Below are 25519 nucleotides of genomic sequence, written 5' to 3' on the forward strand. Positions count from 1 at the left end.
GCAACCGTGGCGTGGGAGATGAACAATTTCGTGACAGGAGTCGGGCACAACTTATGTGGGAGCGAGCCTGCTCGCGATGGCGCACAGTCAATCCAGCAGATGTTCTGCTGTACCGGCCTCATCGCGAGCAGGCTCGCTCCCACATTGATTGGTGCGCAGGTTAGTTAGAACGCCAACTTGAACCCGATCATCGCCAGCATCACTGCCAGGCATGGGCGCAGCACCTCATCGGAAATGCGGCCCGACAAGTGACTGCCCAGGTAGATGCCCGGCAACGAGCCGACCAGCAGGTAACCCAGGATGTGCCAGTCCATGTTGCCCATGCTGGCGTGGCCCAGGCCAGCGACCAGGGTAAGCGGTACGGCGTGGGCGATTTCAGTGCCCACCAGGCGCTTGGTGACCAGGAATGGATAGAGAATGAACAGTGCGACAGTGCCCAGTGCGCCAGCGCCAATGGAGGTCAGTGCGACCATGACGCCCAATATCAGGCCAGTGACGACGGTGAGTACATTGAGCCGCGAGCCGGTGGGATTGTAGTGGCCGCCCGCACGATCATGGGCAAATTGCAGGAGGCGTTTCTTGAACAGAATCGCCAGGGCGGTGGCGAACAGCACAAAACCCAGGGCTTGCTTGATGATCGCGTTCATGGCGTCGGGCGAACTGTGCAGACTGCTGAGAAACCACAGCGTCAATCCTACCGCCGGCACACTGCCCAAGGTCAGCCAGCCGGTGATGGCCCAATCGATGTTGCGGTTCTTGGCGTGAACCAATACACCGCCGGACTTGGTAATCGCCGCGTACAGCAGATCGGTACCCACTGCGGTTGCAGGGTTGATACCAAACCACAACAGAATGGGGGTCATCAGCGAACCGCCGCCCACGCCGGTCATCCCGACGATAAAACCGACAACCAAGCCCGCTATGACTAAACCGACATTACCGAAATCCATTAAGCGCGACCGCATGAAATAAAATCTGGTCGCGAGCATAGCGATTTTTCTTATAACCACCTATACCAATGTGATCTATCTTTATTCCCTTTTCCTCTGACGTTACTGAACCGGCAGGAAGTTAAGAAAGAGCAGGCTCTGGGCATAGTTCAGACCGATCCGCCGGTAGCGCTCGTCCAGCATTTGGGTCAGCAGGTCCAGGCGCGCAACGATTTTTCCAAACTCCACGGCAAAGCTGAGATTGCTGCCCTCCTCCGAAATCTCATTGGAAAACAGCAGCGGTTTGCCGTCTTTGTCCAGTCGTTGGCTGAGTATCCAAGTGGCTTTTTCGATGTTGCGCGCCGCGTTGCTGACAAAGCGCGGGTCGATCGCGTCGGTCATGTAGAACTCGAGACGATTGCCATGGGCCGTGACCAGCATGCTGCCAATGGCGTAGATGAACGCCCCCACCCGATCCCCCAGGAACTCAGGGCTCATGGCATAGCTCAGGGCGGCCAGGTCCTTCTTGCCGCCAAGGGTCGGTAACGGCTGTTGCTGCTCGATGGCCAGGCGCACCTGCTTTTCCGCGGCACGGGCGTCGAGAAATCCGGACTTGCGCAACTCTTCGGGGTTGCGCAGATAAAGCTTGTTCATCAGCAGATAGAGGCTTTGCAGGTTGTCATGCATCGCCAGTGTGGCCATGCGGTCAACGCTGGTCTGCAGCAGTTCCTGAGGCCTGGTGTTGCTGAACTGAGTGACCATGTCTTGCCCCTGCTGATGACTGCAACCGCCGCCAAGCAACATCAACACGCCGACCAACAGCGCTGAACAGCGACGTCGCGACACCATCACGAAATGAAAAACACCGGCCATCGAGTCTCGGTCTGGGCTTGGGGAGGCGGTGGGGGTCGCCGCTTCCTGGCCATGGATAGAGCGGCAAAAAACGTAAAAGTGCGATGGACGAGGGAAAACCACACAGATGGGGAAGATCCGCCCCGCTCAATTAGTATGACTTTTTAATTGATTAATCGCGATTAATGGCTATAAATCCCTTCTAGCCTTTCAAATAGAAAGACTACTAACCAAATATACCTTCATCGCTGTCCGACTAAACACCGGACTCGACCCGCGTTCCAAACAACAACAAGACAGGAAGGAAGGTCACACCATGCTTGAATCCAGACATCTGCTCACGGCTCTCGGAGTGTCTCTGATGATCGCCACCTCTGCATCCCAGGCCGCCGGCCTGAGCAATGAACGCGCAGCGTTCGGCAAGACCAGCGACGGTACCGCGGTGGAAAAATTCGTCCTGCGCAACAGCCACGGCATGGAGGCTACTGTCATCACGTACGGCGGGATCCTCCAGTCACTGATCGTGCCGGACAAGAACGGTATGGCCGCCGATGTTGTGCTGGGCTTCGACGATGTGCAGGGTTACCAGAAGAACGGCAATGTGTATTTCGGCGCAACCATTGGCCGCTTCGGCAATCGCCTGGCTGGCGGCGCATTCGAGTTGGACGGCAAGCGCTACCAGGTGCCGCAGAACGACAAGAGCAACTCCCTGCACGGCGGACCGCAAGGTTTCGACAAGCGCGTCTGGAAGGCCGAACCCCATGACGGCAAGGACTCGGTGGGCGTGACCCTGACCTACCTGTCGGCGGATGGCGAGATGGGTTTCCCAGGCGCACTGAAAACAGATGTCACCTACAGCCTCAATGAACGGAACGAATTACGTATCGAGTACCAGGCCACCACCGACAAACCCACGGTGCTGAACCTGACCAACCACAGCTATTTCAACCTCGCCGGTGCCGGTAACGGCGACATACTCAAACAGGTCGCGACCCTGCATGCCGCCCATTACACCCCGGTGACCGACAAGCTTATCCCCACCGGTGAGTTGGCCCCCGTGGCCGGTACGCCGATGGACTTCACCAAGCCCACCGCCATCGGCACCCATATCAAGGCCGATCACCCGCAGCTCAAATTCGCCGAACCCAAACAGGGCGGTTTCGATTTCAACTGGGCGCTTGACGCCAAGGGTGACGTGAGCAAACTGGCCGCTGATGTCTACGACCCACAGTCCGGACGGCGCTTGGAGCTCTACACCACCGAGCCTGGCGTGCAGTTCTATACCAGCAACTTCCTCGACGGCACGATCAAGGGCAAGCACGGCAAGGTCTATCCGCATTGGGGCGCGTTCACTCTGGAAACCCAACACTACCCCGACTCGCCAAACCAGCCGAACTTCCCGTCGACCCGGCTTGACCCCGGCCAGACCTACACCCAGACCATGGTGTTGAAGTTCTCCGCACAATAAATCCTGCCCTTCGAAAAGATCGTTCCCACGGCGGTGGGGACGATCAACCTTGAACACCTGGTCTATCCTGCTGCCACACGTCTGATGTTCTGCAAACAGGAGGTAGAAATGAGGACTCTGGAGCTGGCTGGCGAGGCCGTACCGGTGATTGGCCAGGGCACCTGGCGCATGGGTGAAGAAGCGTCGCTTCACAAGAAGGAAGTGGCGGCCCTGCGCCTGGGCATTGAATTGGGCATGACGCTGATCGACACGGCGGAGATGTACGCCGAGGGCGGCGCCGAAGAGGTCGTTGGGGAAGCGATCACCGGCCTGCGGGACCAGGTTTTCCTGGTGAGCAAGGTGTATCCCCACAATGCCAGCCGCAAAGGCATTGCGCTTGCCTGCGAACGCAGTTTGCGCCGACTGGACACCGATTACATCGATCTCTATCTGCTGCATTGGCGCGGGCAATACCCGCTGGAAGAAACCGTCGAAGCGTTCGAACGCCTGCGCGAAGAAGGCAAGATCGGCCGCTGGGGCGTGTCGAACTTTGATGTCGCGGACCTTGAAGAACTGGCTTCACCGGCCTGCGCCACCAACCAGGTGCTGTACAACCTGCAGGAGCGTGGCATCGAATTCGACCTGCTGCCCTGGTGCCAACAGCAGCGCATGCCAGTCATGGCTTACTGCCCGGTCGGCCAGGGCGGGCAACTGCTCAAGGACCACACCTTGGGCCAGATCGCCGAACGCCATGGCGCAACCCCAGCGCAGATCGCCCTGGCCTGGCTGTTGCGTCAGGACAATGTCATTGCCATTCCCAAAGCCGTTCAGAGCGAACATGTGCGCTTGAACGCCGAAGCGGCCAACCTGAAGCTCGCACCCCAGGATCTGGCGGCGCTGGATTTGATATTCCCGCAGCCCGAAGGCAAGCAGCGCTTGGCGATGGTCTAGTTCTCACGAGCAAAGCGCTTTTGTGGCGAGGGAGCTTGCTCCCGCTGGGGCGCGTAGCGGCCGCTTCTGGCGGTTGCTGCGCAAACCAGCGGAAGCAAGCGCCCTCGCCACAAAAGCCTCCCGCCCGCAACACTGGCGCATCCGTCAGAACAAGCCCATCTGCCCCCCCACCAGGGTCGAGAAATCGTCATCCACAAACGGCAGAATCGCGTCCGCCACCGGTTGCAGCTGTTTGGTCACGTAATGGTCGTAATCGATCGGCGCGCTGCGGGTTTCCAGCGGCTCAGGGCCGGCGACAGTGATCACGTAGCTGATCCACCCGCCGTTCTGGTATTGCCGCGCACGGCCCTGGCGCTGGTTGAACTCGTCAGCCAGCCGCGCGGCGCGCACGTGCGGCGGTACGTTGCGTTCGTAGTCTTCCAGAGGCCGGCGCAAGCGCTTGCGATAGACCAGCCGATCATCGAACGCTCCGGCCAGGGTCTGGTGCACATAATCGCGCACATAATCCTGGTAAGGCTTGCGGTGGAAGATCCGCCCATACAGCTCCTGCTGGAACTGCCGGGCCAGCGGCGACCAGTCGGTGCGCACGGTTTCCAGGCCCTTGTAGACGATCTCGTCGCTGCCGTCGGCGCGGGTGACCAGCCCGGCATAGCGCTTCTTGCTGCCCTCTTCCGCGCCACGAATGGTGGGCATCAGAAAACGTTTGAAATGGGTTTCGAACTGCAACTCCAGTGCGCTCTCCAGCCCGAACTCATCACGCACGTGTTCGCACCACCACTGATTGACGTATGCCACCAGTTCCTGGCCGATGGACGCCGCCTCTTCCTGGCCGTGGGCCCGGCGCAACCAGACGAACGTGGAATCGGTATCACCGTAAATCACCACATGCCCCCGGGCTTCGACCAACTGCCGGGTGCGCTGCATGATCTGGTGACCGCGCAGGGTGATGGAGGACGCCAGCCGCGGATCGAAGAAACGACAGCCACTGGAACCGAGTACGCCATAGAAGGCGTTCATGATGATTTTCAATGCCTGGGACAGCGGTGCATTGTGTTCCCGCTTGGCGGTTTCCCGGCCTTCGGCTACCCGCGCCACAATGGCCGGCAGGCAATGCCGCGTGCGGGAGAAACGTGCCCCGCGAAAACCTGGCACCGACTGGCTTTCGTCCGGGTGGCGCAGGCCTTCGATCAGGCCTACCGGGTCGATCAGGAAGGTGCGGATGATCGACGGATACAGGCTCTTGTAGTCCAGCACCAGCACCGACTCGTAGAGCCCCGGCTGGGAATCCATGACAAAACCACCCGGGCTGGCCTCGGGCGGGCGCTGGCCAAGGTTCGGCGCGACGAAACCCTGGCGGTGCATCAGTGGCATGTACAAGTGTGTGAAGGCCGCCACCGAACCACCGCTGCGGTCCGCCGGCAGACCGGTGACACTGGCCCGCTCCAGCAGGAACTTGAGCAGCTCGGTCTTGGCGAAGATCCGCGTCACCAGCTCACAGTCCTTGAGGTTGTAACGGGCCAGGGCCGGTTTGTCCTCGGCAAACATGCGATTGATCTCGTCCATGCGCTGGTACGGGTTGTCGATGGACTTACCCTCTCCCAACAACGTCTGGGCGACATTTTCCAGGCTGAACGAAGGGAAACTCCAGGTCGCCGAACGCAGCGACTCAATGCCGTCGATGATCAGCCGGCCTGCCGCCGAGGCGAAAAAGTGATTGTTGCGCGCGCCATGCTCGCGCCACTGCATCTCCTCCCCGCCTCGCCCCAGGCGTAGCGGCACGGCCAGGCGCCGGGCGTGCTCATGCAGCACGCGCAAATCGAACTGCACCAGGTTCCAGCCAATGATCGCGTCAGGGTCGAAACGGGCGAACCAATCGTTGAGTTTCTTCAGCAGCAAAGTGCGCGATTCACAATATTCGAGCTGGAAATCCACGGCAGTATCGTCGCCATTGGGCGGGCCGAGCATATACACCTGACGCTCGCCGCAGCCTTCAAGGGCAATGGAGTACAAATCGCCCTGGGCGGTGGTTTCGATGTCCAGGGACACCAGACGCAATGGCGGACGATACTCGGGCGCCGGTTTCATCTGGGCGTCCAGCAGCAGGCCCTCAGCGGCCTTTGTGCCACCGAACCAGACCGGCGCGGTGATGAAACGCTCCATCAGGTAGCGTTCCGGTGGACGGATGTCAGCTTCGAACACCTCCACGCCGGCACGGCGCAAGGTGGTGTCCAGGCGCATCAGTTGGGCATGTTGCCGGCAATACAGGCCCAGCACCGGTCGATGCTCGAAATCCAGCAGGTCCAGGGGTCGCAATTCAACGTCCTTCTCCCCTTGCAGTAAGGCTTCGACCTGACCGCGCTGAATCTGTGGCACGAATGCCACCGACGGCTGCACCGGCAAGCGCACGCGCCGGGGGCCGGTGTCGGTCGCCAGCCAGAATTCGACTTCGGTGCCGGCCGGGGTATCGCGCCAATGCCGGGTCAGGACGAAGCCCTGCTGTAGATCCACCGCTGCAACCTCGATTTTTTGCGTAAGCGACGATTCTACCTGTGGTGAGGGGATTTATCTGTGGGAGCAAGGCTTGCCCCCACAGTGGCGATAAATCCCTCGCCCCAACAGTGCATGGCCTCACTTCGGTGGTGAACTCACCGACAATGACGTTTTTGGACGACTGACTGCCGCTTTACCGCTTGCTCTGCGCCGTTGGGTCTACGATTCTTAAACCACCTGCACAAACAACACCTGAGGCTTCCCCATGAAAACCGTCGCGCAGTTGCTCCGGATCAAAGACGAGAAAAACCAGCAAGTGCACACCATTTCACCGGACGACATGGTGCTGCAGGCCCTGATGCGCATGGCCGAGAAAAACGTCGGTGCCCTGCTGGTGGTGAAGAACGGCGAAGTACTGGGGATCATCAGTGAGCGCGACTACGCGCGCAAAATGGTCTTGCATGGCCGCTCCTCAGTAGGCACCAAAGTGAGCGACATCATGGTGTCACCCGTGATTACGATAGACCCCCACCAGAATGTCGAAACCTGCCTGAGCATCATGACCGAAAAACATTTGCGGCATTTGCCGGTGGTCGAAGACGGCAAACTCGTCGGTCTGCTGTCCATTGGTGACCTGGTCAAGGAAGCGATTGCCGAGCAGGCGGACCTGATCCGACAACTGGAGCAATACATTCGCGGCGAATGACCCGTTCGGGCGGGTTGCTCAATCCCAACCTCCTTCTATATTGAAGGAGTTGTCCTGCCGAGCATCCCGATGGCCGATACCGACCGACTGATCATTTGCGAACATTGTGATGCGGTGTACGAGCCGATGGTGCTCGCTGCGCATCAGAAAGCCTCGTGCGTGCGGTGTGGCGCGGTGATTCAGCGCTACAACGGCCTGACCATTGAACAGCGCCTGGCCTTGAGTGTGACGGCAGCGGTGTTGTGGGCTTTCGCCAACATCTATCCAGTGATGAGCATCCGTCTCCAGGGGCTGAGCAACAGCGCGACGCTGTGGGATTCCATCGTGGCCCTGAGCCAGGGCCCCATCACCTTCATCGCCCTGGTGGCCGCGGTGGCGATCATCATTGCCCCGGTCTTTCAGTTGGTATTGCTGATCTGGGTGCTGGCCTACGCCTACGCCAATCAACGGGCGCCGGGGTTCAGTCTGTGCATGCGCAGCCTGGAAGCACTGCGGCCGTGGAGCATGCTGGAGGTGTGCCTGTTGGGTGCGCTGGTGGCGGTGATCAAACTCGCCGGGCTGCTGGACGTGCTGCCGGGCATCGGCCTGTTTGCTCTGGCCGCCCTGAGCCTGCTGATGATCCGCATCGCCGGACGCGATGTGCGCGATTTGTGGGACAACCTATGAACCGCGAACCGTTGCCTCCCCCGCCCTTGGCCCGCGACCTGAACCTGTGCCTGTGCCACAGCTGTGGCCTGGCCTGTGACATGAGCGACGAGCCCGAGACCTGCCCCCGCTGCGACGCCCCGTTGCACCGGCGCAAACCCGACACCCTCACCCGTACCTGGGCCTACATGCTGGCGGCATTGGTGTTCTACATTCCGGCCAACCTGCTGCCGGTGATGAATACCCAGATGCTCGGGGATGGCGCCGACAGCACCATCATCAGTGGCGTCATCGAATTCTGGCAGGGCGGCGCCTGGGACATCGCCCTGATCATTTTCATCGCCAGCATCGCGGTACCAGGCATCAAGTTCGTGGTACTGACCTTGCTGTTGGTCACCGTGCAGCGGCGCAGCACCTGGGCCCAGGTCCAGCGGGCGAAACTGTATCGGCTGGTGGAAGTCATCGGCTACTGGTCGATGCTCGACGTGCTGGTGGTGGCGCTGGTCGCGGCGCTGGTGAAATTCCAGGCACTGAGCGATATCGAGCCGCGACCGGGCATCCTGTTTTTCGGCCTCGTGGTGCTGTTCACCATGCTGTCGGCCATGAGCTTCGACCCGCGCCTGATCTGGGACACCCAACCATCCGAGGAGGCCATGGATGAAGTCGCAAGCCACTGACGGGCAGCAACCGGCACCAGGTCGCGCCCATGTCACCAGCCGCCGCTGGACGGTGTCGCTGGTATGGATAGTGCCGATCATCGCCGTGCTGGTAGGGTTGTCCCTGGTGGTCAACAACTGGCTGCAGGAAGGTCCGACCATCACCATCACCTTCAAGACCGGCCAGGGCCTGACCGCCAACAAGACACCGGTCAAATATCGCAACGTGGTCATCGGCCAGGTCACCGACGTGCAATTGAGCGACGACCAGAAGAACGTCACCGCCACGGTCAAGCTGGCCAAGACGGCGGAGACCTTCACGCACGAGGACTCGGTGTTCTGGGTCGTACGCCCGCGTATCGGAGCCGGCGGAATTTCCGGGATCGATACCCTGCTGTCAGGGGATTTCATCGGGGCCGACGCCGGTCAATCGAAGGTTCGTGCCAAGTCCTTTACCGGCCTGGAAGCCCCGCCACCGATCACCTACGGTGAACCGGGCAAGCGCTTCACCCTGCATTCCCAGGACCTCGGTTCACTGGACATCGGCTCGCCGGTGTACCTGCGCAAGATTCCGGTGGGCCAAGTGGTGTCCTATGCGCTGGATGCCGATGGCAAAGGGGTCAACATCGACGTATTCGTCAATGCCCCCAACGATGTCTACGTCACCGAAAACACCCGGTTCTGGAACGTCAGCGGCGTGGACGTGAACGTCGGTGCCAACGGCTTTGCGGTCAAGACCGAGTCACTCTCGGCGCTGCTGGTGGGCGGCATCGCATTTCGGGCACCGGAATACAGCCCCAACGACAGCCCCGCTAGCGAGGACAAGACGTTCGAGCTGTTTGCCGACCAGCAGAGCGCCCTGGCCCCGCCGGATGGCAAGGCGCAATACCTGGCTTTACGCTTCGATCAGGCATTGCGCGGATTGCGGGTCGGAGCGCCGGTCGAATTCCTGGGCATCGAAGTGGGCAGGGTCGTAGCTATCAATCTGGATTTCGACGAGAAGCTGCGCAGCTTCCCGGTCAATGTCGGCGTGGTGTTCTACCCTCAGCGCCTGGGCAAGGCCCATGAAAAACTGCTCAAGGCGCTCAATCACAACCCGGATGACGAAGCTGCCGGCGCTCGCCTGATCGGCAGTTTCGTCGAACGCGGCCTGCGTGCCCAGGCCCGTAGCGGCAACCTGCTGACCGGGCAGTTGTACATCTCGCTGGACTTCTACCCCAAGGCCGAAAAAGTCACTTTCGACGCCAACGCCCGCCCGGTCCGTATACCGACCATCCCGGGCAGTCTCCAGCAACTGCAGGAACAACTGCAGGCGATGGTCGAGCGAATCAACAAGCTGCCCCTGGAAAGCGTTGCCAACAACCTGAACGGCAACCTGGTTGAATTGCGCAAAGGTCTGGCCCAGTTCAACAGCAAGACCCTGCCAAGCGTGCAAAACACGTTGCAGGACGTGAGCAAGACCCTGCAATCGGCCAACTCGACCCTGGCCGAAGATTCGCCGCAACGCGAACAACTGACGCAGACCCTGGACGATCTTGGGCGCATGTCGCGTTCGTTGCGCGAGCTGTCCGACTACCTGAGCCGCCATCCCGAATCACTGCTTCGCGGCCGTCCCAAGGATGCACCGGCGCAGAACCTCACATTGCCGGCGAACGAATGACCACAGGAGCACGCCCCATGCCGCTGATGCTGAAACTCCCCCTGGTTGCCTTGGTGCTGCTGCTTGCTGCCTGCCGCGGCGATCCGATCCAGTACCACACCCTGAGCCCGGCTCAACCTGCCGGCCAGCCACGCACGAACATGGACATCCAGCTCGAGCAGGTGAGCGTTCCGCCTCAGGTGGACCGTGCGCAAATGGTCATCCGCCAAGGCAACAGCGGGCTGGCGATCCTGGAAACACAATGGTGGGGCGCCAGTCTGGCCGATGAACTGCGCAGCAGCCTGGACGAACAACTGAGCAACCCAGGCGCAGCGAAGCTACTGCTGCGGGTGGATGTGCAGCGCTTCGATTCGATCCCCGGCCAATATGCCCGCATGGACGTGCAGTGGCGCCTGCGCGAGCTGGGCAACGAAGCCCATACCCTGACCTGCCGTAACAGCCTGCAAACGCCGGCGGGGAGCAGCATCGATGAGCTGGTGACGGCCCATCAGCAGAATGTCCGACAGTTTGTCGGCCTCGTTGAGCAAGCCGCCACCAAAATGACATGCCCTTGACCCGTAGGCGCTGCCGAAGGCTCGGGCCGCGTTTGGACGATCTTTCTGTTTTGATCTTTCGTTTGCTACTCGGAAAAACCGCAGCCTCGCTGCGCTCGACAGCGCCTACAAGGGCCAGTGCAGCGACAGCACCGGCGCAATGCGCGGATGGCGGTCGATGCGCTCCAGTAGCTCGTAGAACGGCGGTCGGGCATTCAGCATGGCCTCCCGCGTGTCTTCCCACTTCGTGACCACGGCGGCCAGGATATCCAGCGCTCCCGGCTCGGCACCGCTGAGAAAAGGACGAGCCGCAAACTGGTCGGCAAACAGCGCCCAGTTGCGATGTAGCCGCTGTCGGGTGCCCGACACCAATTGCTGCCGGGTCGCTTCATCCGCGTCGACCAGCCAGCGCTCTGGAAAATCGATGATGCCGATGGGCGTGTAGCAATTGGCGACGATATAGACCAGGCCCCGTATGGCTTGAGCACGTTGGTTCGGATCGTCCGGCAGCAACTTCGATTCAGGAAACACCAACCCTAGGTGGATCAAAATCGCCGCGGCTTCGGTCAGCACCGAACCGTCCGGCAATTGCAAGGTCGGGACCTGCTTCTGAGGGTTCAATGCCTGTAGCTCTTTCGACGCCTCGTTGTCTTCGGTCGAATAGGCATCGACACGGCGATAAGGCACGCCACACAGGCACAGGGCGATCTCCACAGCCGAAGAGCCGGATTGCCTGTAGCCGAATAACTGATACATGAACTTGCCTCCTGCGCTTGGGGGGTAGCCGGTAGAACCCGCGGGCCCGCCAGTGTTCCACCCGGCAGACGACACGCACTCTCCATGGAAGCGAGCCTGCCCGCGATGTCGGCGGATCAGTCAACATCAATATTGCTTGCCAACCGCTCGGCGAGGTATCACCGCCGTCGATATTCACCATCAGGCCAATGAAGTTCTCTTGATTGTCGCTCCGGACAACAATGGCTCCACACCAACCCACTGCATCCCCGGAGCACACCATCATGAAACGCCAAATCATCCTCAGCCTCGCTTTCTCGGTACTGGCAGCCAACGCATTCGCCGCCTCCTCCCACCCGGTCGTTGCCGAAGGTGGTTCTGATCGACTGATCGAAAAACGTGTTGCCGAAGGCGGCTCCGATCGCCTGATCCAGAACCGCGTTGCCGAAGGTGGCTCTGATCGTCTGATCCAGAACCGCGTTGCTGAAGGTGGTTCCGATCGCCTGCAACAGAACCGCGTTGCTGAAGGTGGTTCCGATCGTCTGCAACAGAATCGCGTCGCTGAAGGTGGTTCCGATCGTCTGCAACAGAACCGCGTTGCCGAAGGTGGCTCCGATCGTCTGCAACAGAATCGCGTCGCTGAAGGTGGTTCCGATCGCCTGCAACAGAACCGCGTTGCTGAAGGTGGTTCCGATCGCCTGCAACAGAACCGCGTTGCTGAAGGTGGTTCCGATCGCCTGCAACAGAACCGCGTTGCTGAAGGTGGTTCCGATCGCCTGCAACAGAACCGCGTTGCTGAAGGTGGTTCCGATCGCCTGCAACAGAACCGCGTTGCTGAAGGTGGTTCCGATCGTCTGACTCAGAACCGTGTATGAGTTGTTCAATCCAAATGCGTGACGAAACCCAACTCAATGTGTGGCGAAGGAGCCCCCTCGCCACAATGCTTCAAACACCTCTGGAACCTAACGCATCACCATGAAAGCCCGGCCTTATCCGCCGGGCTTTTTCATTGCCCACCGATTGCCTAGCGTCCCGCAGCCCGCGTCATACAACGCCGGTAACGCTCATCCACTCGCTTGGCGAACCACGCCGTGGTCAGCTTGCGCGTGATTTTCGGGCTCTTGAGCACGATTCCCGGTAACACCGCCCGAGGTAATTGCTTGCCCTCGGCCTTCTCAGCCAATTCGAAGACCCGCTTGTACAGTTTGCTGTCCTCGAACGCCAGGCTGTCGCCCTGCTCCAACTGGTCGCGAATGGTCGGGTTGCGCATCCCCAGCGACCTGCCCAAGGTGCGCACCGCCAACTCGGTGCTGCCTGGCATGATGGAACCATGCAAGATCAAATCGCCGTCCAGAGCCAGGGGAATGCCTGAGGCACGACTCACTGCATGCTGGAATGCCGCGTTGCGGCTGGCGTACCATCCGGCATTGAAATCGGCGAAACGATACAGCGGTTCGGTGTAGCTCACCGGATACCCCAGCAGATGCGCAATACCGAAATACATCCCGCCGCGACGACTGAACACCTCCCGACGAATCGACCCATCCACCGCATAGGGATAATCCCGGGCATTTGCCTGGGCAAACGCGATGCTGACCTGCATCGGCCCTCCGGTGTGCACGGGGTTGAAGCTGCCGAACAGTGTCTTGCCCAAGGGCACCATGCCAATGAAGTCATCGAAAATCGCACTCAACTCCTTCTCGCTGCGCGCGGCATTGAGCCGATCACTGTAGCTTTTGCCATTGGGCGAACGCACCTGGAGGGCGCCGCTGATCAACAGACCCGGAATGTGCATCTTTGCCGCGCGACGATCGATTTCCTGCCGGGCGATCTTGCCCAACCCCGGTACCGCCGGATCAGCCTGGAACGTCGATTCCTGTTCGGTCACCGCCAGGACGGAACAGATATTCTGCGTCGTGGGTGAGATTTGCTGAGCGGCAAAAGCCACGTAGATATCCGTCGCCCAGCCCTCGCGATCCACAGTCTTGGCCGGCAACAACCGCACAATCTGCGCCTTGACCTCGGCGGGCTGGCGTTCCGGTTCCTGGGCCTGACGGCTGCCGCAACCGGCCAGGGTCAACAACGCGGTGAGGCTGATCATCAATCGATTGAGTTGCATGTTGCTCCATCAAGTCTGTTATTGCGCAGCAACCATACGATCAAAAGCCGGTACAGGCTATGTTCTGTTCATCAGAGCCAAAAGGGGTCTTGAGAGCAAAGAAGGCTCGACAGCAGCAAAAAGCTGACGTGAGAGATGGGTGGCCTAACACCATCAGTGTGGGAGCAAGACTCCACAGTAGATTTTGGGTGGGTGTCTGTGGGAGCAAGGCTTGCCCGCGATGACGGCGGCACATCCGACATTGATGCAAGCTGGCCTACCACTATCGCGAGCAAGCTCGCTCCCACAGGGTTGACCGCGGATGCTCACAGTTTTAGTCCACGCCACAAGTCCAATGTGGGAGCGAGCCTGCTCGCGATGACGGTGGCACATTCGGCATTGAAGCCAGCTGGCCCCACTATCGCGAGCAGGCTCCCACAGGAAATCCAGCGTCGATCAGATCCCGCTTAGCGCCAGATCCATCGCAAAATAGGTGAAGATCAGGTCCGCCCCTGCTCGTTTTATCGCGCCGAGACTTTCTCGCACGACGCGAGCTTCGTCGATGGCGCCGGCCTGGGCGGCGAATTTGATCATCGCGTACTCCCCGCTGACCTGATAGGCCGACAGGGGCAGGTTCGAAGCCTGGCGAATATCGCGGATGATATCCAGGTACGCGCCGGCAGGTTTGACCATCAGTGCATCGGCCCCTTCCTGCTCATCAAGCAAGGACTCGCGCAGTGCTTCGCGGCGGTTCATCGGGTTCATCTGGTAGCTTTTGCGGTCGCCTTTCAAGGCACTGCCGCCCGCCTCGCGGAACGGACCGTAGAGCGCTGAAGCGAACTTGGTTGAATACGCCATGATTGCCGTCTGGCTGAAACCGGCTTCGTCCAGGGCTTTGCGAATGGCCTGGACCTGCCCGTCCATGGCGGCGGACGGCGCGATCACATCAGCCCCGGCACGGGCCGCCGCCACGGCCTGTTTACCCAGGTTGAGCAAGGTCCGGTCATTGTCCACTTCATGCCCGTGAAGCACCCCGCAATGGCCGTGATCGGTGTACTCACAAAAACAGGTGTCAGACATCACGATCATTTCCGGCACCGCGTCCTTGCAGATCCCGGCCATGCGCGACACCAGGCCGCGCTCGCTCCAGGTGTCGCTGCCATCACTGTCCAGGTGATGGGACACGCCAAAGGTCATTACTGACTTGATACCGGCACGGGCATACCGCTCGATCTCACCGGCGAGTTTCGATTCAGGAATGCGCGCCACGCCCGGCATACTCTTGATCGGTACAAAGTCATCGATTTCTTCTTCGACGAAAATCGGCAGCACCAGGTCGTTCAGGGTGAACTCGGTTTCCTGGAACAGACTGCGCAGGCTCGCATTGCGACGCAGACGGCGTGGACGTGCTTCGGGGAACTGACTGGACATGGGACTCCTGAAAAATGGGTGCTCGATCGCAGGGGACAAAGCTTATGCCCTCACCCGCCTGGGCACAAACGCCGACGGAAAACAGAGTTTTACCGGCCGGGCAATAATCGGCTTACAAGGTCAGTGAGCCATTGACGCAGGTCACCACCGCACCACCAATCCAGACGTCCTCGCCCACCTGCTCAACATGAATCCGCCCCGCCCGGCCCATGGTCAAGCCCTGGCTGACCACATAGCGCGACGGTGCCAGCCCCTTGGCCAGCATCCACTGGGCCAGCCCGGCGTTCAGGCTGCCGGTGGCAGGATCCTCCGGCATGCCGTCGCCGGCAATGAAACCGCGCACTTCAAATTGCGCCTCATCGCCATCCACGGCCGGTTCCCACGGCGCGATGACGCCCACGGCCAGATCCCGCAACTGCTGGTAATCGGGCTTGAGTGCCAACACTTGCTGGCGATTCTTGAGCATCAATGCCAGCCAGCCGGCACCATTATCAACCCACTGCGCCTCGACAATCGCTTCGGCCTGCAACCCCAGTCCCTTGCGCACTCGCTCCAGCACTTGAGCCTCCAGCGGGCCGGACTTGAGCAAGGGCGGCGCCTGAAAAGCCAACCCGAAATCGCTGCGGCGAATTCTTACCAGGCCAACGCCACATTCCTGCACGATCTGCGGCCCTTTCGGCACGCCTCCGGCCTCCAGCCAGGCATGACAGCTGCCCAAAGTCGGATGACCGGCAAACGGCAGTTCAGTCGAGGTGGTGAAAATGCGCACCCGGTAATCCGCCTCCGGATGCTGCGGCGCCAGCAGGAAAGTGGTTTCGCTGAGGTTGGTCCAGTTGGCAAAAGCGGCCATGCGCTCGTCACTGATCTCGTCTGCCCCGAGCACCACCGCCAGCGGATTCCCCTTGAGCGGCACTTCGCTGAACACGTCCAATTGCTTGAAATTGAAACAGCTCGTCATCAGTCCACTCATTCCGGAATTTTCAACCCGCGTGCCACTGCCGGCCGCGCCAGGAAACGCTCCAACACCCGCGTTACATTCGGGAAATTCTGGATACCCACCAGATCCCCCGCTTCATAAAAACCGATCAAGTTGCGCACCCAGGGAAACGTGGCGATATCGGCGATGGTGTAGCGCTCGCCCATGATCCAGTCCCGGCCTTCAAGACGACCATCCAGCACCTTGAGCAGGCGCTTGCTTTCCTCGACGTAACGATCACGAGGTCGCTTGTCCTCATAGTCCTTGCCCGCAAACTTGTTGAAGAAACCCAACTGCCCGAACATCGGCCCGATCCCGCCCATCTGGAACATCAGCCATTGAATCGTCTCGTAGCGCGCCGCCGACTCCTGGGCGAGCAACTGTCCGCTCTTGTCCGCCAGATAAATCAGAATCGCCCCCGACTCGAACAACGCCAACGGCTGATCCCCCGGCCCATGGGGGTCGAGAATCGCCGGGATCTTGTTGTTGGGGTTCAAGGAGAGGAACTCTGGGGACAGCTGGTCATTGCTGCCGAAGTCCACTTTGTGGGGTTCGTAGGGCAGGCCGATTTCTTCCAGCATGATCGAGACTTTCACGCCGTTGGGGGTCGGCAGGGAGTAGAGCTGGATCCACTCCGGGAACTGGGCGGGCCATTTTTGGGTGATGGGGAATGGGGTTAGGTTGGGCATGGGAGCGGACTCCAGAGGGGGAAGAAAAAAGCGGAGCATAGTTCAGAATGATTGCTGTCGCATCAGGTAAATCTGATCCGAGGTAGAGCACTTTGGCAAATCGCCTGCCGTGTACAATCCCACTCCTCTCGGCATTAAAAAATGCAAACTACCCCATACGAGACTCAATCCAGCCTTTATAAAAACGCTCTTGCTCAGCCGGATCATTAGTTAAATCCCGATCATCATATTCAAATATGTAAACTATATCATCGAGAGATGGGACAACCCCCATATTCAGCTCATAGGCCTTTAGCCCAAGCGACATCTGCGCTGACATACCGGATGGATGAACATTTCTCTTAGACCCTTTGCAGAAAAAAGTCACATCCAGATTATCCTGCCGAAGACTCGCGAAACATTTGTAAAAATTGCTACCCATATAAACTTTATCAACCTCTCCTTTCCTGCGGAAGGTTATTGCGACTTTTTCGGAGTCACACACAAGATAAGCAGTCTCCTTATTCCCCCCCACGGACACGCAAACTTTCACCTCAGAAATCATTTCTCACCTTCCTATTGGGATTAAGTATGGAGTACCCAAACTCCTTACCATTATCAAGTATTAACGTTGCACCGAGCACATCTTCATTTTTTATACGATCCGGAATAGCAATTTCCTTTTCGCCTTCAAACAAATATGCGGCACCCAACTCCTTTTTTAGATCATGCCCAGGGATTTTCTGAAGCGTATACAAATAACCTATTTGCGTGAAATCATTAGTGGCAAACCTCTTCCCTACCTCCCTCGAATAGGAGGTACTAATAAAATAACTAGGAGGCCAATCACTATCCATAGCGTGCAAAAATAGATCCTTACTTTTACCTTTACTTTTAAAGCCATTCTCAAAAACATCTTCTGGATTTCGCTCATCACCGCGATACAGAAAATCATCTTCTCTTTTAGGGGCAGGTAGTTTGGGTTCTGCTTGACTAGCAGTCGTTTTAACCGCCGGACTTTCGACCCCAACCGCCGACCGGCACCCACCCTTCCCCGGACAATCCACCAACCCCAACGGATCCACCCACCCCGTCGGGTTCAGGGTGTAGCGATACCCGTTGAGGCCACCCGCCAGTTTGCTCGGGTCAGGCGTCAGGTAGCGGCCGGTTTCCGGATTGTAGTAGCGGTGCCGGTTGTAGTGCAGGCCGCTTTCGGGGTCGAAGTATTGGCCCTGGAAACGCAACGGTTGTTCAAGTTGTTCGCCGCCGCCGTGGACCAGTTCGGTGGTTTTGCCGTAGCCGCTGTAGCGTGCTGACCAGACGATGGTGCCGCCATAGTTGGTCAGTTCCTGGGGTGTGCCCAGGTGGTCGAGGTGGTAGTAGAACGGGCAGGCGTTCGGGCCTTTGCCGTCGAGCAGGGCCAGGGGGCGGAAGGTGCCCGGTTCGTAGACGTAGCTGCGGTGGTGGCGCGGGCTGCTTTCAGCGACGACCTGGTCGCCCTGCCAGAAAAATTCCGTGGTCAGGCCGTCCACGGTCTTGCTGATGCGTCGGCCGAAGGCGTCGTAGCGGTAGGACGTTTCGCGCCCGTGCGCCGTGGTGACGCCGATCAGTCGGTGTTGGCTGTCGTAGCGGTATTCGCTGACGAGGCACTGGGCCTTGCCGCGCCGTTCGCGGATCAGGTTGCCGAAGGCGTCGTAGTCATAGTGCCGGTCGCCCTCCATCAGCAGGCGATTGCCCTTGAGGGTCGTCGGGCCGAGGCGGTCCTGCATCAGCAGGTTGCCGGCCGGGTCGTGGGCGAAGTGTTCCGGCGGCTCGCTGTGGGAATAGTCGATGCCGATCAGGCGATCCAGCGGGTCGTATTGGTAATGGCGGCGGTTGCGCTTGTCGGAAATGGACTGCAGGTTGCCATTGGCGCTGTAGGCATAATCGCGCCAGAACAGTTGCTGCTGGTTCTGCCACACCGTCTGGGCCTTGAGCCGGCCTTGTTCGTCGTAGTCGTACTGGCTGAGCAGCAGGCCTTGGCGGCGCTGGCGTTCGCGCCCGCCGCTGAGCTGGTGTTCGGTGAGGCGTGAGCCGTTCAGGTCGATGGCCGTCAGCGCGCCGCCCCGGGCGTGGTGGTAATCGAGCTGGCTGTTGTCCGGCAGGCGCAGGTGGTTGAGGCGTCCGCAGGCGTCGTAGCGATAACGCAGGGTGCCCCAGCCCTGGTGTTCGCTGATCAGCCGGTCCTGGGCGTCGTATTCGAAGGCCAGCGGGTGATCGGTGCCGTCGTTGACGTGGACCAGCCGGCCCAGCCCGTCGTAGCGGTATTCGATGGCCTGGCCGTCGGGCAAGGTCTTGACCAGCAGCCGCCCGGCCCCGTCGCGCTGGTAGCGGGTGACCCATTGGGCGCCGTCCGCGCCGTGCTCGGTTTTCTCCAGCAGGTGGCCATTGAGGTCGTAGGCGTAGGCGGTGCGTTGGCCGTCGAAGCCGACCTGCTGTCGGATCAATCCGTTCGGCGTGTAGTCCAGCTGATATTTTTCGCCGGATTCGTTTTCGATTTCAGTCAGCAACAGCCGCGCCGAATCGTAGCGATATTTCAGTTCGCTGCCGTCGGGGTTGAGGCGACGGCTGATCAGGTGCAGGTCGTCGGCGTATTCATAGCGGGTGGTCCGCCCCAGCTCATCGCGCTCGGCGGTGACCTTGCCGTAGGCGTTGTAGTGCCAGGCGCGGGTCGCACCACCCGGCAAGGTGGTTTCGAGCAGGCGGCCCACCGCGTCCCACTGGTAGTGCGTGAGGGCGCCGTGTTCGTCCTGGCGGGTCAGCAAACGCCCCAAGGCGTCGTAGGAAAAACACCGGCGCCCCGTGTCAGGCAGGGTTTCTTCGGTCAGTTGGCCCAGTTGATTGCGGGTAAACCGATGCTCGCTACCGTCGGGGTAACGGATCGCCAGCAACTGCCCCTGGGCATCGTAGTCATAGCCGGTGCTCTGGCCGTGCGGATCGATGGCCTCGATCACATCGCCCTGGGCGTTGCGCCGGTATTGCCACACGGCCTTGCCGCGTGAGCGGGCGTGCAGGAAACCGTGGCGGTATTCGTAGGACGTTGCTTCTTCGTCCGGCGGAATCAGCGCCACCAGCCGGCCGGCTTCGTCGTAGCGGTATTCGGTGACGGCGCCCAGCGGGTCCTGTTCGGCGATCAGCCGGCCCTGGGGGTCATAGGCCTTGAGGTGCTCGCCGCCATCGGGCTCGACCTTGCGCACCAGCCGTGCCCGCTCGTCGTGGACGTACACCTCCTGGCTGCCATCCAGATGCTGGACCGTGACCTGCCCGTCCTCGCCCCAGGTGTAGCGGCTGTCCATCTGCGCAAACGAGGCCCAGTGCCGCACGCAGCGGGCTGCGCGCCCTGCCCCTTGCCATTCCCAGAAGAAACTCGCACCGCCGGCCAGTTGCCGTTGCAGGATGACGTGCTGGTCGTCGTAGTCGTAGCGTTCGCTTTCACCGGCGGCATTGGTGGCTTCGATCAGTCGGAAACGTCCGTCGTAGCGGTAGGACACCAACGTCTGTTCAGTGCGCCAGGCTTCGTCGAGGGTGATGGCCGGGTGAAAGCTCTGGTAGTCGATGGCGACCAGATGACGTTGTTCATAACGCAAGCGCAGGGCGCGTCCGGCGCCGTTGTCCAGGCGGCTGATGTCGCCGTGAATGTTGCGCTGGAGCGTCAGGCGGTTGGCGTAGCGGTCGCTGAGGGCGGTCAGATGGCCGTCGCGAAAATGTAGGAACAGCGCACCTTCGCCGGACTGGGCGATGATCAGTTCGTCCGGTTCCACTCCGAGGTAAATCGCCGCGCGGGCCAGGCTGTTGTGGATCGCCGGGCGTTGCTCGCTGGGCAGCGGAAACGTCGTACGGCGGTTTTCCTGGTCGATCCAGATGACCTGCTCGCCCTCAAGCAACAGGCGATGCGCAAGGGCATGGCTCCAGCCGCGGCCCAGGCCGATGTCCAGGTCCACCGCGCTGGTGCGGTACAAGCGGGTGAAGACAAACGGCAGTCGGCCATCGAGGGTGCCGTCGTCCAGGGTCAGCAGCTCCTCGCCGGTGACCATCGACACCGGGCAGCCGCTGGTCTGGGTCAGGGCCGCGGTGTCGGCGCTGTCACCGTTGGGGTTTTTCGATTGGCTGGGGGCGTCGTCGTGGGGTTCGTGTTCGCTCAGGCGTGTAGAAGGCTGGGATTTTTCCCGCGCCACGGCGGCCGGATTGCTCACGGACACTGGCGCAGATTTCTCAGGGGTAATGTGCAAAGGTCCGACAGGCGTCGGTTTTAAAGGCGCACGCTGACTGACCACCAATGGTTTGAGCACATCGGCATGTTGATCGAGCCGGTCGGGGGTGAGCTGGCCCAATCTCAGGCTCGACGCCAGCAACCACTTCCGGGCCCGCTCCGAGCGGACCCGGCCCAGCACCTTACCGCTCATGCGCAGACCCAGCCCCAGCCCCCCGGTCAAACGCATCAGCAGGAAGTTGATCAGCACCGAGGCGCGCATCTCGCCCACGACTTCAGCGACGTGCTGGGGCGGCAACATCCGTAGCCAACTGGCGAAGGCCGCCATATGCACGAAGAGCAACGGCTCGTCGCTCAACACCATCAACCCTTTGGCGATTGCCTCGGAGGACGCCTTCAGTAGCTGCTCAAGCTCGGCTTGAGTCAGGTACTCCAACAACTTCTCGCTGTTGGCCTGCAGGTCCGCCAGCAGTTCGAAGACCTGTTTGACGTCGTCCCACAACTGATGCAGGGCGTCTGTGAACCCGCGCCAATCAGCTTGCTGCAATGCGCTGTAGCGCTCGAGAAATCCGCTGTCGGAAAACTCTACCCATTGCGGTTGAAATTCATCCCACTCCGCTTGCAGCCAACCTTCCAGTTGAGCAATCACGTCACGGTAGGACGCGTACAGCGCCTTGACATGCTCGGCCGTCACATGGGGAAAAAAGGTGATGCGATAACGCTGGCCCCGCCAGCAGTCGGGGACTTCCAGAATGCCGCTGGGGCCGATCACGTGATGAACCGGTTCGCCGAAGGTTTCTTTCCCCGGCTCGCCCCCGGTGATCGGTTCCAGCATCACCGGTGTGTCGCCAATCGGCACGAAGCGCGCCGCCTGGAACATGTGCACCAGCGTCAGCGGCCCCTCCGCCGGACAAGCGACCACCGTGGCGCTGACAGGTTGATCAAGGTCCTTCGGTGCCGCCAGGGACACTTCGTTGCCGACCTTGAACACCTGCTCGATATCCAGCGCCCAGCCGGTCCAGAAACTTTCAGCCCAGGCGTCGTAGTCGTTCAGGCAAGTGCGGAAGTCCGCCAGCACCGCTTCGATGTCCGGCTGCTCGGGGTCCATGGCCGCAATCACCAGCGAGCCGATGACGTTGTTCAAAGCCAGGAGTTTGTCGGGGGCGAACATGCGGGAATCTCGCGGTGCGGGGACGGACGCGAGACTTTGCCGAGGACGGCAGGGAAAATAAGTCAGAGGAGGAGACGGCAGGTGTAAGGCGATTCTTTAAATACAAAACCCAAATGAACGCGTCACGAAACTCGCACGCCCCATTCTTAAATCCGCAACATCCTGTCGCTAACATTCGCCCTACCTCCTGGCAGGAGGCCTTACAGTGCACGGAATCGGTCGGTATCGAACCAAAGGGCGCCAGAAGACTCTGAGCAATGCCCCGAGAAATCGAAGCGGCATCACGACAAGGAAAACACCGGAAGCCAAAAACTTCCTGGTGCCCAGGTTTGTCAGCCTGACTTGAGAGAGCCGAAGAATATTATTCAATGATGAACCCACTGAATTTCGCCAAACGCTTCAAGCGCCGACCGTGGCTGATGTTGCCTACGCTGCTTGTCGCTTGTGGCCTGGCGCTGTTGCTGGAGTCGAGCGTCAGTCGCGCCCAACCGGCCGACGGTATCCAGACCTTGGTGTTCCTGCGCCACGCCGAGAAACCCGCCGGCGGCCTGGGCCAGCTCAATTGCCAGGGGCTGAATCGCGCCATCGACCTGGCCACCCTGCTACCGGAGAAATTCGGCAAGGCCGACTATGTGTTCGCGGCCAACCCTACCCGCAACGTCGAAGAGGGCGAGCTGGACAATTCCTACAGCTACATCCGCCCACTGATGACCATAAGCCCCAGTGCCATCAAGCTCGGGCTGCCGGTGAACATCGAGTATTCAGCCAATGACACCAGCGACCTGGCTGACGAACTGCTGCACGACAAGTACCACAACTCGACCATCTACACCGCTTGGTCGCACGGCTACCTGCCGGAGCTGATCAACCAGGTCGCCAGCGACGCGATGGGCAAGAAGCAGACGATTACCGATGATTGGGAATCGGGGGATTTCGATTCGCTGTACGTGCTGACCCTGACCTGGCACAACGGCAAGGCCAGTCTCACCAGCCAGAACTACAAGCAAGGCCTGGACAACGGGCAGGAAACTTGTCCGACATAGGCTGCGGACATTACTTTCGACAATACTTCCTCAATCACCGCCACTGGTCCCCACCGTTATCGCGAGCAGGCTCGCTCCCACAGGGGATTGGCGGTGGGCAGCGATCACCCTTTGCGGGCCGCTCGCTCACGCAGATACTCCAGCACCGCCACCTGCTCACCCGCGAACTCGATCCGCCCGCCCTTCTTCTCGCGCTGGAACACGTACATCGGGTCGTAATACTCACGCAACAGGCCTTCGATCCAGCCACGATGCAAGTCGACGGCGCCGCTGGTCGCCTGCTCGGCCAGGGCCGCTTCCATGATTTGGAGCAAACGTCGATGGCGGTCGCCACCCAGGCGCTTATGGATGTTATTGAGGCTTGCCAGCAACCGCTCGCAAAACAGCGAGAACCCTTCATCGCCATGGACTGCGACAAATTCGCCGCACAGGTTGATGACGTAATCGCGCAGGATCCGCTCGACCCGCCGCTCCAGGCTGTCCTCAAGCCAGACCATCGGAACCTGTTGCATGCGCTGGTACAAAGACAGCGGCAAGGCGCAACTGCCGACCATGCGGCTTTCATCTTCCAGCACGAACTGTTCGATACCAGCGGCACGTTTTTTCAGCACATCCACGGCCAGCAGGTTCTCGAAATCGATATTGGAAGGCTGCCCGGTGGCGCGCTTGCCGAAGCTCGAACCGCGATGGTTGGCGTAACCTTCCAGATCCAGGCTGTTGCCCAGTTGAGTCAGCACTTCTGTCTTGCCGGTGCCGGTCATGCCGCCCAGCAACACCAAGTCGCATTGGGCAACCGCCTGCTCGACGGTGTCGAGCAGGAATGTACGCATGGCCTTGTAGCCGCCGCCGACCCTGGGATAGTCGATGCCCGCCTCGTCCTTGAGCCACTGCTGGACGATCTGTGAGCGCAAGCCTCCCCTGAAGCAATACAGCACACCGTCAGGATGGGCCGTTGCGAACTCGGCCCAGGCCTGGATGCGTTGCGCCTTGGTGTCGCCGGACACCAATTGATGCCCCAGGACAATGGCCGCCTGCTGGCCCTGCTGCTTGTAGCACGTGCCGACCCGTTGCCGTTCGATGTCGGTCATCAACGGCAGATTGACCACACCGGGGAATGCGCCCTTGAGAAATTCGACAGGGGCACGGGTGTCCATCATCGGTCGGTCATTGAGAAAAATATCGCGGTAATCGGTGATGTCATGGGTCATCAAGACACCTCGACCGCGTAGGTCTGTCGCTCGACCAGTTCACCGATCGGCTCCAGTGCAAACCCCAGTTCAGCGGCGACCGCCAGAAACGCTTCGTTGCCCTCGGGCGTGACGGCGATCAGCAGTCCGCCGCTGGTCTGCGGGTCGCACAGCACTCGCTTGTGCAGTTCCTGCACGCGCCCGACCTTGCTGGCGTAGCTGTCGTAGTTGCGCAACGTACCGCCCGGCACGCAGCCTTGGTCAAGGTAATACTCGACGCCCGGCAGACGCGGCACCGCGTCGTAGCGGATACGCGCCGTCAACTGGCTGCCATCGGCCATTTCCACCAAATGCCCGAGCAGGCCGAAACCGGTGACGTCGGTCATCGCCGCCACGCCATCGAGCTTGCCGAAGCGGCTGCCCGGCTTGTTGAGGGTGCACATCCAGTCGCGGGCCAGGCCAACATCGGCGGCGCGCAGCTTGCCTTTCTTTTCCGCGGTGGTGAGGATGCCGATGCCCAAGGGCTTGGTCAGGTACAGGCGGCAACCGGCGGTGGCAGTGTCGTTGCGCTTCATATGACGCTTTTGCACCAGGCCTGTGACCGCCAGGCCGAAAATCGGCTCGGGCGCGTCGATCGAATGGCCGCCCGCCAGGGGAATGCCTGCCTCGTCACACACCGAACGACCGCCGCGAATCACTTCGCGAGCGATTTCCGGGGCCAGTACATTGACCGGCCAGCCGAGAATCGCAATCGCCATCAACGGATCACCGCCCATGGCGTAGATGTCGCTGATGGCATTGGTGGCGGCGATGCGACCGAAATCAAAAGGATCGTCGACAATCGGCATGAAGAAATCGGTGGTAGAGACCACCCCGCGCTCCTCGTCGATGGCGTATACCGCAGCGTCGTCCCGGGAGGCATTGCCAACCCACAACTTGGGGTCAAGGTTCTGCGCACCGCTGCCGGCCAGGATCACTTCCAGCACCTGTGGCGAAATCTTGCAGCCGCAACCGGCGCCGTGGCTGTACTGGGTCAGGCGAATCGGCTCGCTCATGGGCATACCTCTCGTAAGTCAAGGTGGGCGATTCTAG

Annotated in this window: 21 protein-coding genes; 9 read left to right on the plus strand and 12 right to left on the minus strand. The window is 60.4% G+C overall.

Translation table 11 applies throughout. The features are described from left to right. Window positions 1–164: 164 nt before the first annotated feature. Together AC3I65_RS16575 and AC3I65_RS16580 are read right to left on the minus strand one after the other, a co-directional pair. Window positions 165–950: a sulfite exporter TauE/SafE family protein gene (locus AC3I65_RS16575; protein ID WP_047227884.1), complete on the minus strand. Its 786-nt coding sequence runs from the start codon at window positions 948–950 to the stop codon at window positions 165–167. A 102-nt stretch (window positions 951–1052) separates the two neighbouring features. After that, window positions 1053–1778 (minus strand): hypothetical protein, encoded by a 726-nt coding sequence (locus AC3I65_RS16580; protein ID WP_370695203.1) that lies wholly within the window; start codon window positions 1776–1778, stop codon window positions 1053–1055. Between the two features lie 319 nt (window positions 1779–2097). Here AC3I65_RS16580 and AC3I65_RS16585 point away from each other — a divergent pair, with 319 nt between their 5' ends. Further along, a complete protein-coding gene (locus tag AC3I65_RS16585; protein WP_047227763.1) occupies window positions 2098–3249 on the plus strand; it encodes an aldose epimerase family protein in 1152 nt (383 codons plus the stop codon). A gap of 108 nt (window positions 3250–3357) precedes the next feature. Further along, the gene (locus tag AC3I65_RS16590; protein ID WP_047227762.1) at window positions 3358–4179 is read left to right on the plus strand and encodes an aldo/keto reductase; all 822 of its coding nucleotides are present in this window, start codon (window positions 3358–3360) and stop codon (window positions 4177–4179) included. A 144-nt stretch (window positions 4180–4323) separates the two neighbouring features. On the opposite strand, the gene AC3I65_RS16595 is transcribed toward AC3I65_RS16590, so the two are convergent. Further along, the gene (locus AC3I65_RS16595; RefSeq protein ID WP_047227761.1) at window positions 4324–6687 is read right to left on the minus strand and encodes a DNA polymerase II; all 2364 of its coding nucleotides are present in this window, start codon (window positions 6685–6687) and stop codon (window positions 4324–4326) included. A 247-nt stretch (window positions 6688–6934) separates the two neighbouring features. On the opposite strand from AC3I65_RS16595, the gene AC3I65_RS16600 reads away from it, so the two are divergent. The 5 genes from AC3I65_RS16600 to AC3I65_RS16620 all read left to right on the plus strand — a co-directional run bounded on the left by AC3I65_RS16600 (window position 6935) and on the right by AC3I65_RS16620 (window position 10890). Further along, the gene (locus AC3I65_RS16600) at window positions 6935–7375 is read left to right on the plus strand and encodes a CBS domain-containing protein (protein ID WP_047227760.1); all 441 of its coding nucleotides are present in this window, start codon (window positions 6935–6937) and stop codon (window positions 7373–7375) included. A 69-nt stretch (window positions 7376–7444) separates the two neighbouring features. Further along, window positions 7445–8041, plus strand: coding sequence for a paraquat-inducible protein A (locus tag AC3I65_RS16605; protein WP_047227759.1), 597 nt, complete (start codon window positions 7445–7447; stop codon window positions 8039–8041). Next, window positions 8038–8697, plus strand: a complete 660-nt coding sequence (locus AC3I65_RS16610) for a paraquat-inducible protein A (protein WP_047227758.1) — start codon at window positions 8038–8040, stop codon at window positions 8695–8697. Before AC3I65_RS16605 ends, AC3I65_RS16610 begins: the two co-directional genes overlap by 4 nt. Then, a complete protein-coding gene (locus AC3I65_RS16615) occupies window positions 8678–10336 on the plus strand; it encodes a PqiB family protein (protein ID WP_107322626.1) in 1659 nt (552 codons plus the stop codon). Before AC3I65_RS16610 ends, AC3I65_RS16615 begins: the two co-directional genes overlap by 20 nt. A gap of 17 nt (window positions 10337–10353) precedes the next feature. Continuing rightward, a complete protein-coding gene (locus AC3I65_RS16620) occupies window positions 10354–10890 on the plus strand; it encodes a PqiC family protein (RefSeq protein ID WP_047227756.1) in 537 nt (178 codons plus the stop codon). Window positions 10891–10995: 105 nt separating this feature from the next. Here the strand turns inward: AC3I65_RS16620 and AC3I65_RS16625 are convergent, their stop codons facing one another. Next, on the minus strand, window positions 10996–11625 hold the full coding sequence (locus AC3I65_RS16625) for a glutathione S-transferase family protein (RefSeq protein WP_160894134.1): 630 nt from the start codon (window positions 11623–11625) through the stop codon (window positions 10996–10998). Window positions 11626–11888: 263 nt separating this feature from the next. Here AC3I65_RS16625 and AC3I65_RS16630 point away from each other — a divergent pair, with 263 nt between their 5' ends. Continuing rightward, window positions 11889–12479, plus strand: coding sequence for a phage infection protein (locus AC3I65_RS16630; protein WP_281460019.1), 591 nt, complete (start codon window positions 11889–11891; stop codon window positions 12477–12479). A gap of 149 nt (window positions 12480–12628) precedes the next feature. On the opposite strand, the gene AC3I65_RS16635 is transcribed toward AC3I65_RS16630, so the two are convergent. The 6 genes from AC3I65_RS16635 to AC3I65_RS16660 form a co-directional block, all read right to left on the minus strand. Continuing rightward, complete coding sequence (locus AC3I65_RS16635; RefSeq protein WP_188251024.1) at window positions 12629–13723, minus strand: DUF1615 domain-containing protein; 1095 nt, start codon at window positions 13721–13723, stop codon at window positions 12629–12631. A gap of 435 nt (window positions 13724–14158) precedes the next feature. Beyond that, complete coding sequence (gene hemB / locus AC3I65_RS16640; protein WP_076383997.1) at window positions 14159–15133, minus strand: porphobilinogen synthase; 975 nt, start codon at window positions 15131–15133, stop codon at window positions 14159–14161. A 112-nt stretch (window positions 15134–15245) separates the two neighbouring features. Further along, window positions 15246–16091 (minus strand): PhzF family phenazine biosynthesis protein, encoded by an 846-nt coding sequence (locus AC3I65_RS16645; RefSeq protein ID WP_448694120.1) that lies wholly within the window; start codon window positions 16089–16091, stop codon window positions 15246–15248. Between the two features lie 8 nt (window positions 16092–16099). Next, entirely contained in the window at window positions 16100–16798 is a 699-nt protein-coding gene (locus AC3I65_RS16650) for a glutathione binding-like protein (RefSeq protein ID WP_076383995.1), read from the minus strand. 148 nt (window positions 16799–16946) lie between these two features. After that, window positions 16947–17342: a hypothetical protein gene (locus AC3I65_RS16655; protein ID WP_316911949.1), complete on the minus strand. Its 396-nt coding sequence runs from the start codon at window positions 17340–17342 to the stop codon at window positions 16947–16949. Beyond that, window positions 17332–22197 (minus strand): RHS repeat-associated core domain-containing protein, encoded by a 4866-nt coding sequence (locus AC3I65_RS16660; protein WP_488524008.1) that lies wholly within the window; start codon window positions 22195–22197, stop codon window positions 17332–17334. Before AC3I65_RS16660 ends, AC3I65_RS16655 begins: the two co-directional genes overlap by 11 nt. Window positions 22198–22565: 368 nt before the next feature. On the opposite strand from AC3I65_RS16660, the gene AC3I65_RS16665 reads away from it, so the two are divergent. Beyond that, window positions 22566–23240, plus strand: coding sequence for a hypothetical protein (locus tag AC3I65_RS16665; protein WP_047228439.1), 675 nt, complete (start codon window positions 22566–22568; stop codon window positions 23238–23240). Window positions 23241–23344: 104 nt separating this feature from the next. Here the strand turns inward: AC3I65_RS16665 and mnmH are convergent, their stop codons facing one another. Then, window positions 23345–24448, minus strand: coding sequence for a tRNA 2-selenouridine(34) synthase MnmH (mnmH, locus tag AC3I65_RS16670; RefSeq protein ID WP_076383992.1), 1104 nt, complete (start codon window positions 24446–24448; stop codon window positions 23345–23347). Beyond that, a complete protein-coding gene (gene selD, locus AC3I65_RS16675) occupies window positions 24448–25482 on the minus strand; it encodes a selenide, water dikinase SelD (protein ID WP_047228441.1) in 1035 nt (344 codons plus the stop codon). Before selD ends, mnmH begins: the two co-directional genes overlap by 1 nt. Window positions 25483–25519: the final 37 nt, after the last annotated feature.

It is taken from the genome of Pseudomonas sp. N-1-13 (assembly GCF_057787095.1).

Bases quoted from the DNA above. Each gene is read 5' to 3' on its own strand.
- AC3I65_RS16575 (WP_047227884.1), bottom strand. From the start codon at position 950: ATGGATTTCGGTAATGTCGGTTTAGTCATAGCGGGCTTGGTTGTCGGT.
- AC3I65_RS16580 (WP_370695203.1), bottom strand. From the start codon at position 1,778: ATGGTGTCGCGACGTCGCTGTTCAGCGCTGTTGGTCGGCGTGTTGATG.
- AC3I65_RS16585 (WP_047227763.1), top strand. From the start codon at position 2,098: ATGCTTGAATCCAGACATCTGCTCACGGCTCTCGGAGTGTCTCTGATG.
- AC3I65_RS16590 (WP_047227762.1), top strand. From the start codon at position 3,358: ATGAGGACTCTGGAGCTGGCTGGCGAGGCCGTACCGGTGATTGGCCAG.
- AC3I65_RS16600 (WP_047227760.1), top strand. From the start codon at position 6,935: ATGAAAACCGTCGCGCAGTTGCTCCGGATCAAAGACGAGAAAAACCAG.
- AC3I65_RS16605 (WP_047227759.1), top strand. From the start codon at position 7,445: ATGGCCGATACCGACCGACTGATCATTTGCGAACATTGTGATGCGGTG.
- AC3I65_RS16610 (WP_047227758.1), top strand. From the start codon at position 8,038: ATGAACCGCGAACCGTTGCCTCCCCCGCCCTTGGCCCGCGACCTGAAC.
- AC3I65_RS16615 (WP_107322626.1), top strand. From the start codon at position 8,678: ATGAAGTCGCAAGCCACTGACGGGCAGCAACCGGCACCAGGTCGCGCC.
- AC3I65_RS16620 (WP_047227756.1), top strand. From the start codon at position 10,354: ATGCCGCTGATGCTGAAACTCCCCCTGGTTGCCTTGGTGCTGCTGCTT.
- AC3I65_RS16625 (WP_160894134.1), bottom strand. From the start codon at position 11,625: ATGTATCAGTTATTCGGCTACAGGCAATCCGGCTCTTCGGCTGTGGAG.
- AC3I65_RS16630 (WP_281460019.1), top strand. From the start codon at position 11,889: ATGAAACGCCAAATCATCCTCAGCCTCGCTTTCTCGGTACTGGCAGCC.
- AC3I65_RS16635 (WP_188251024.1), bottom strand. From the start codon at position 13,723: ATGCAACTCAATCGATTGATGATCAGCCTCACCGCGTTGTTGACCCTG.
- hemB (WP_076383997.1), bottom strand. From the start codon at position 15,133: ATGTCCAGTCAGTTCCCCGAAGCACGTCCACGCCGTCTGCGTCGCAAT.
- AC3I65_RS16645 (WP_448694120.1), bottom strand. From the start codon at position 16,091: ATGACGAGCTGTTTCAATTTCAAGCAATTGGACGTGTTCAGCGAAGTG.
- AC3I65_RS16650 (WP_076383995.1), bottom strand. From the start codon at position 16,798: ATGCCCAACCTAACCCCATTCCCCATCACCCAAAAATGGCCCGCCCAG.
- AC3I65_RS16655 (WP_316911949.1), bottom strand. From the start codon at position 17,342: ATGATTTCTGAGGTGAAAGTTTGCGTGTCCGTGGGGGGGAATAAGGAG.
- AC3I65_RS16660 (WP_488524008.1), bottom strand. From the start codon at position 22,197: ATGTTCGCCCCCGACAAACTCCTGGCTTTGAACAACGTCATCGGCTCG.
- AC3I65_RS16665 (WP_047228439.1), top strand. From the start codon at position 22,566: ATGATGAACCCACTGAATTTCGCCAAACGCTTCAAGCGCCGACCGTGG.
- mnmH (WP_076383992.1), bottom strand. From the start codon at position 24,448: ATGACCCATGACATCACCGATTACCGCGATATTTTTCTCAATGACCGA.
- selD (WP_047228441.1), bottom strand. From the start codon at position 25,482: ATGAGCGAGCCGATTCGCCTGACCCAGTACAGCCACGGCGCCGGTTGC.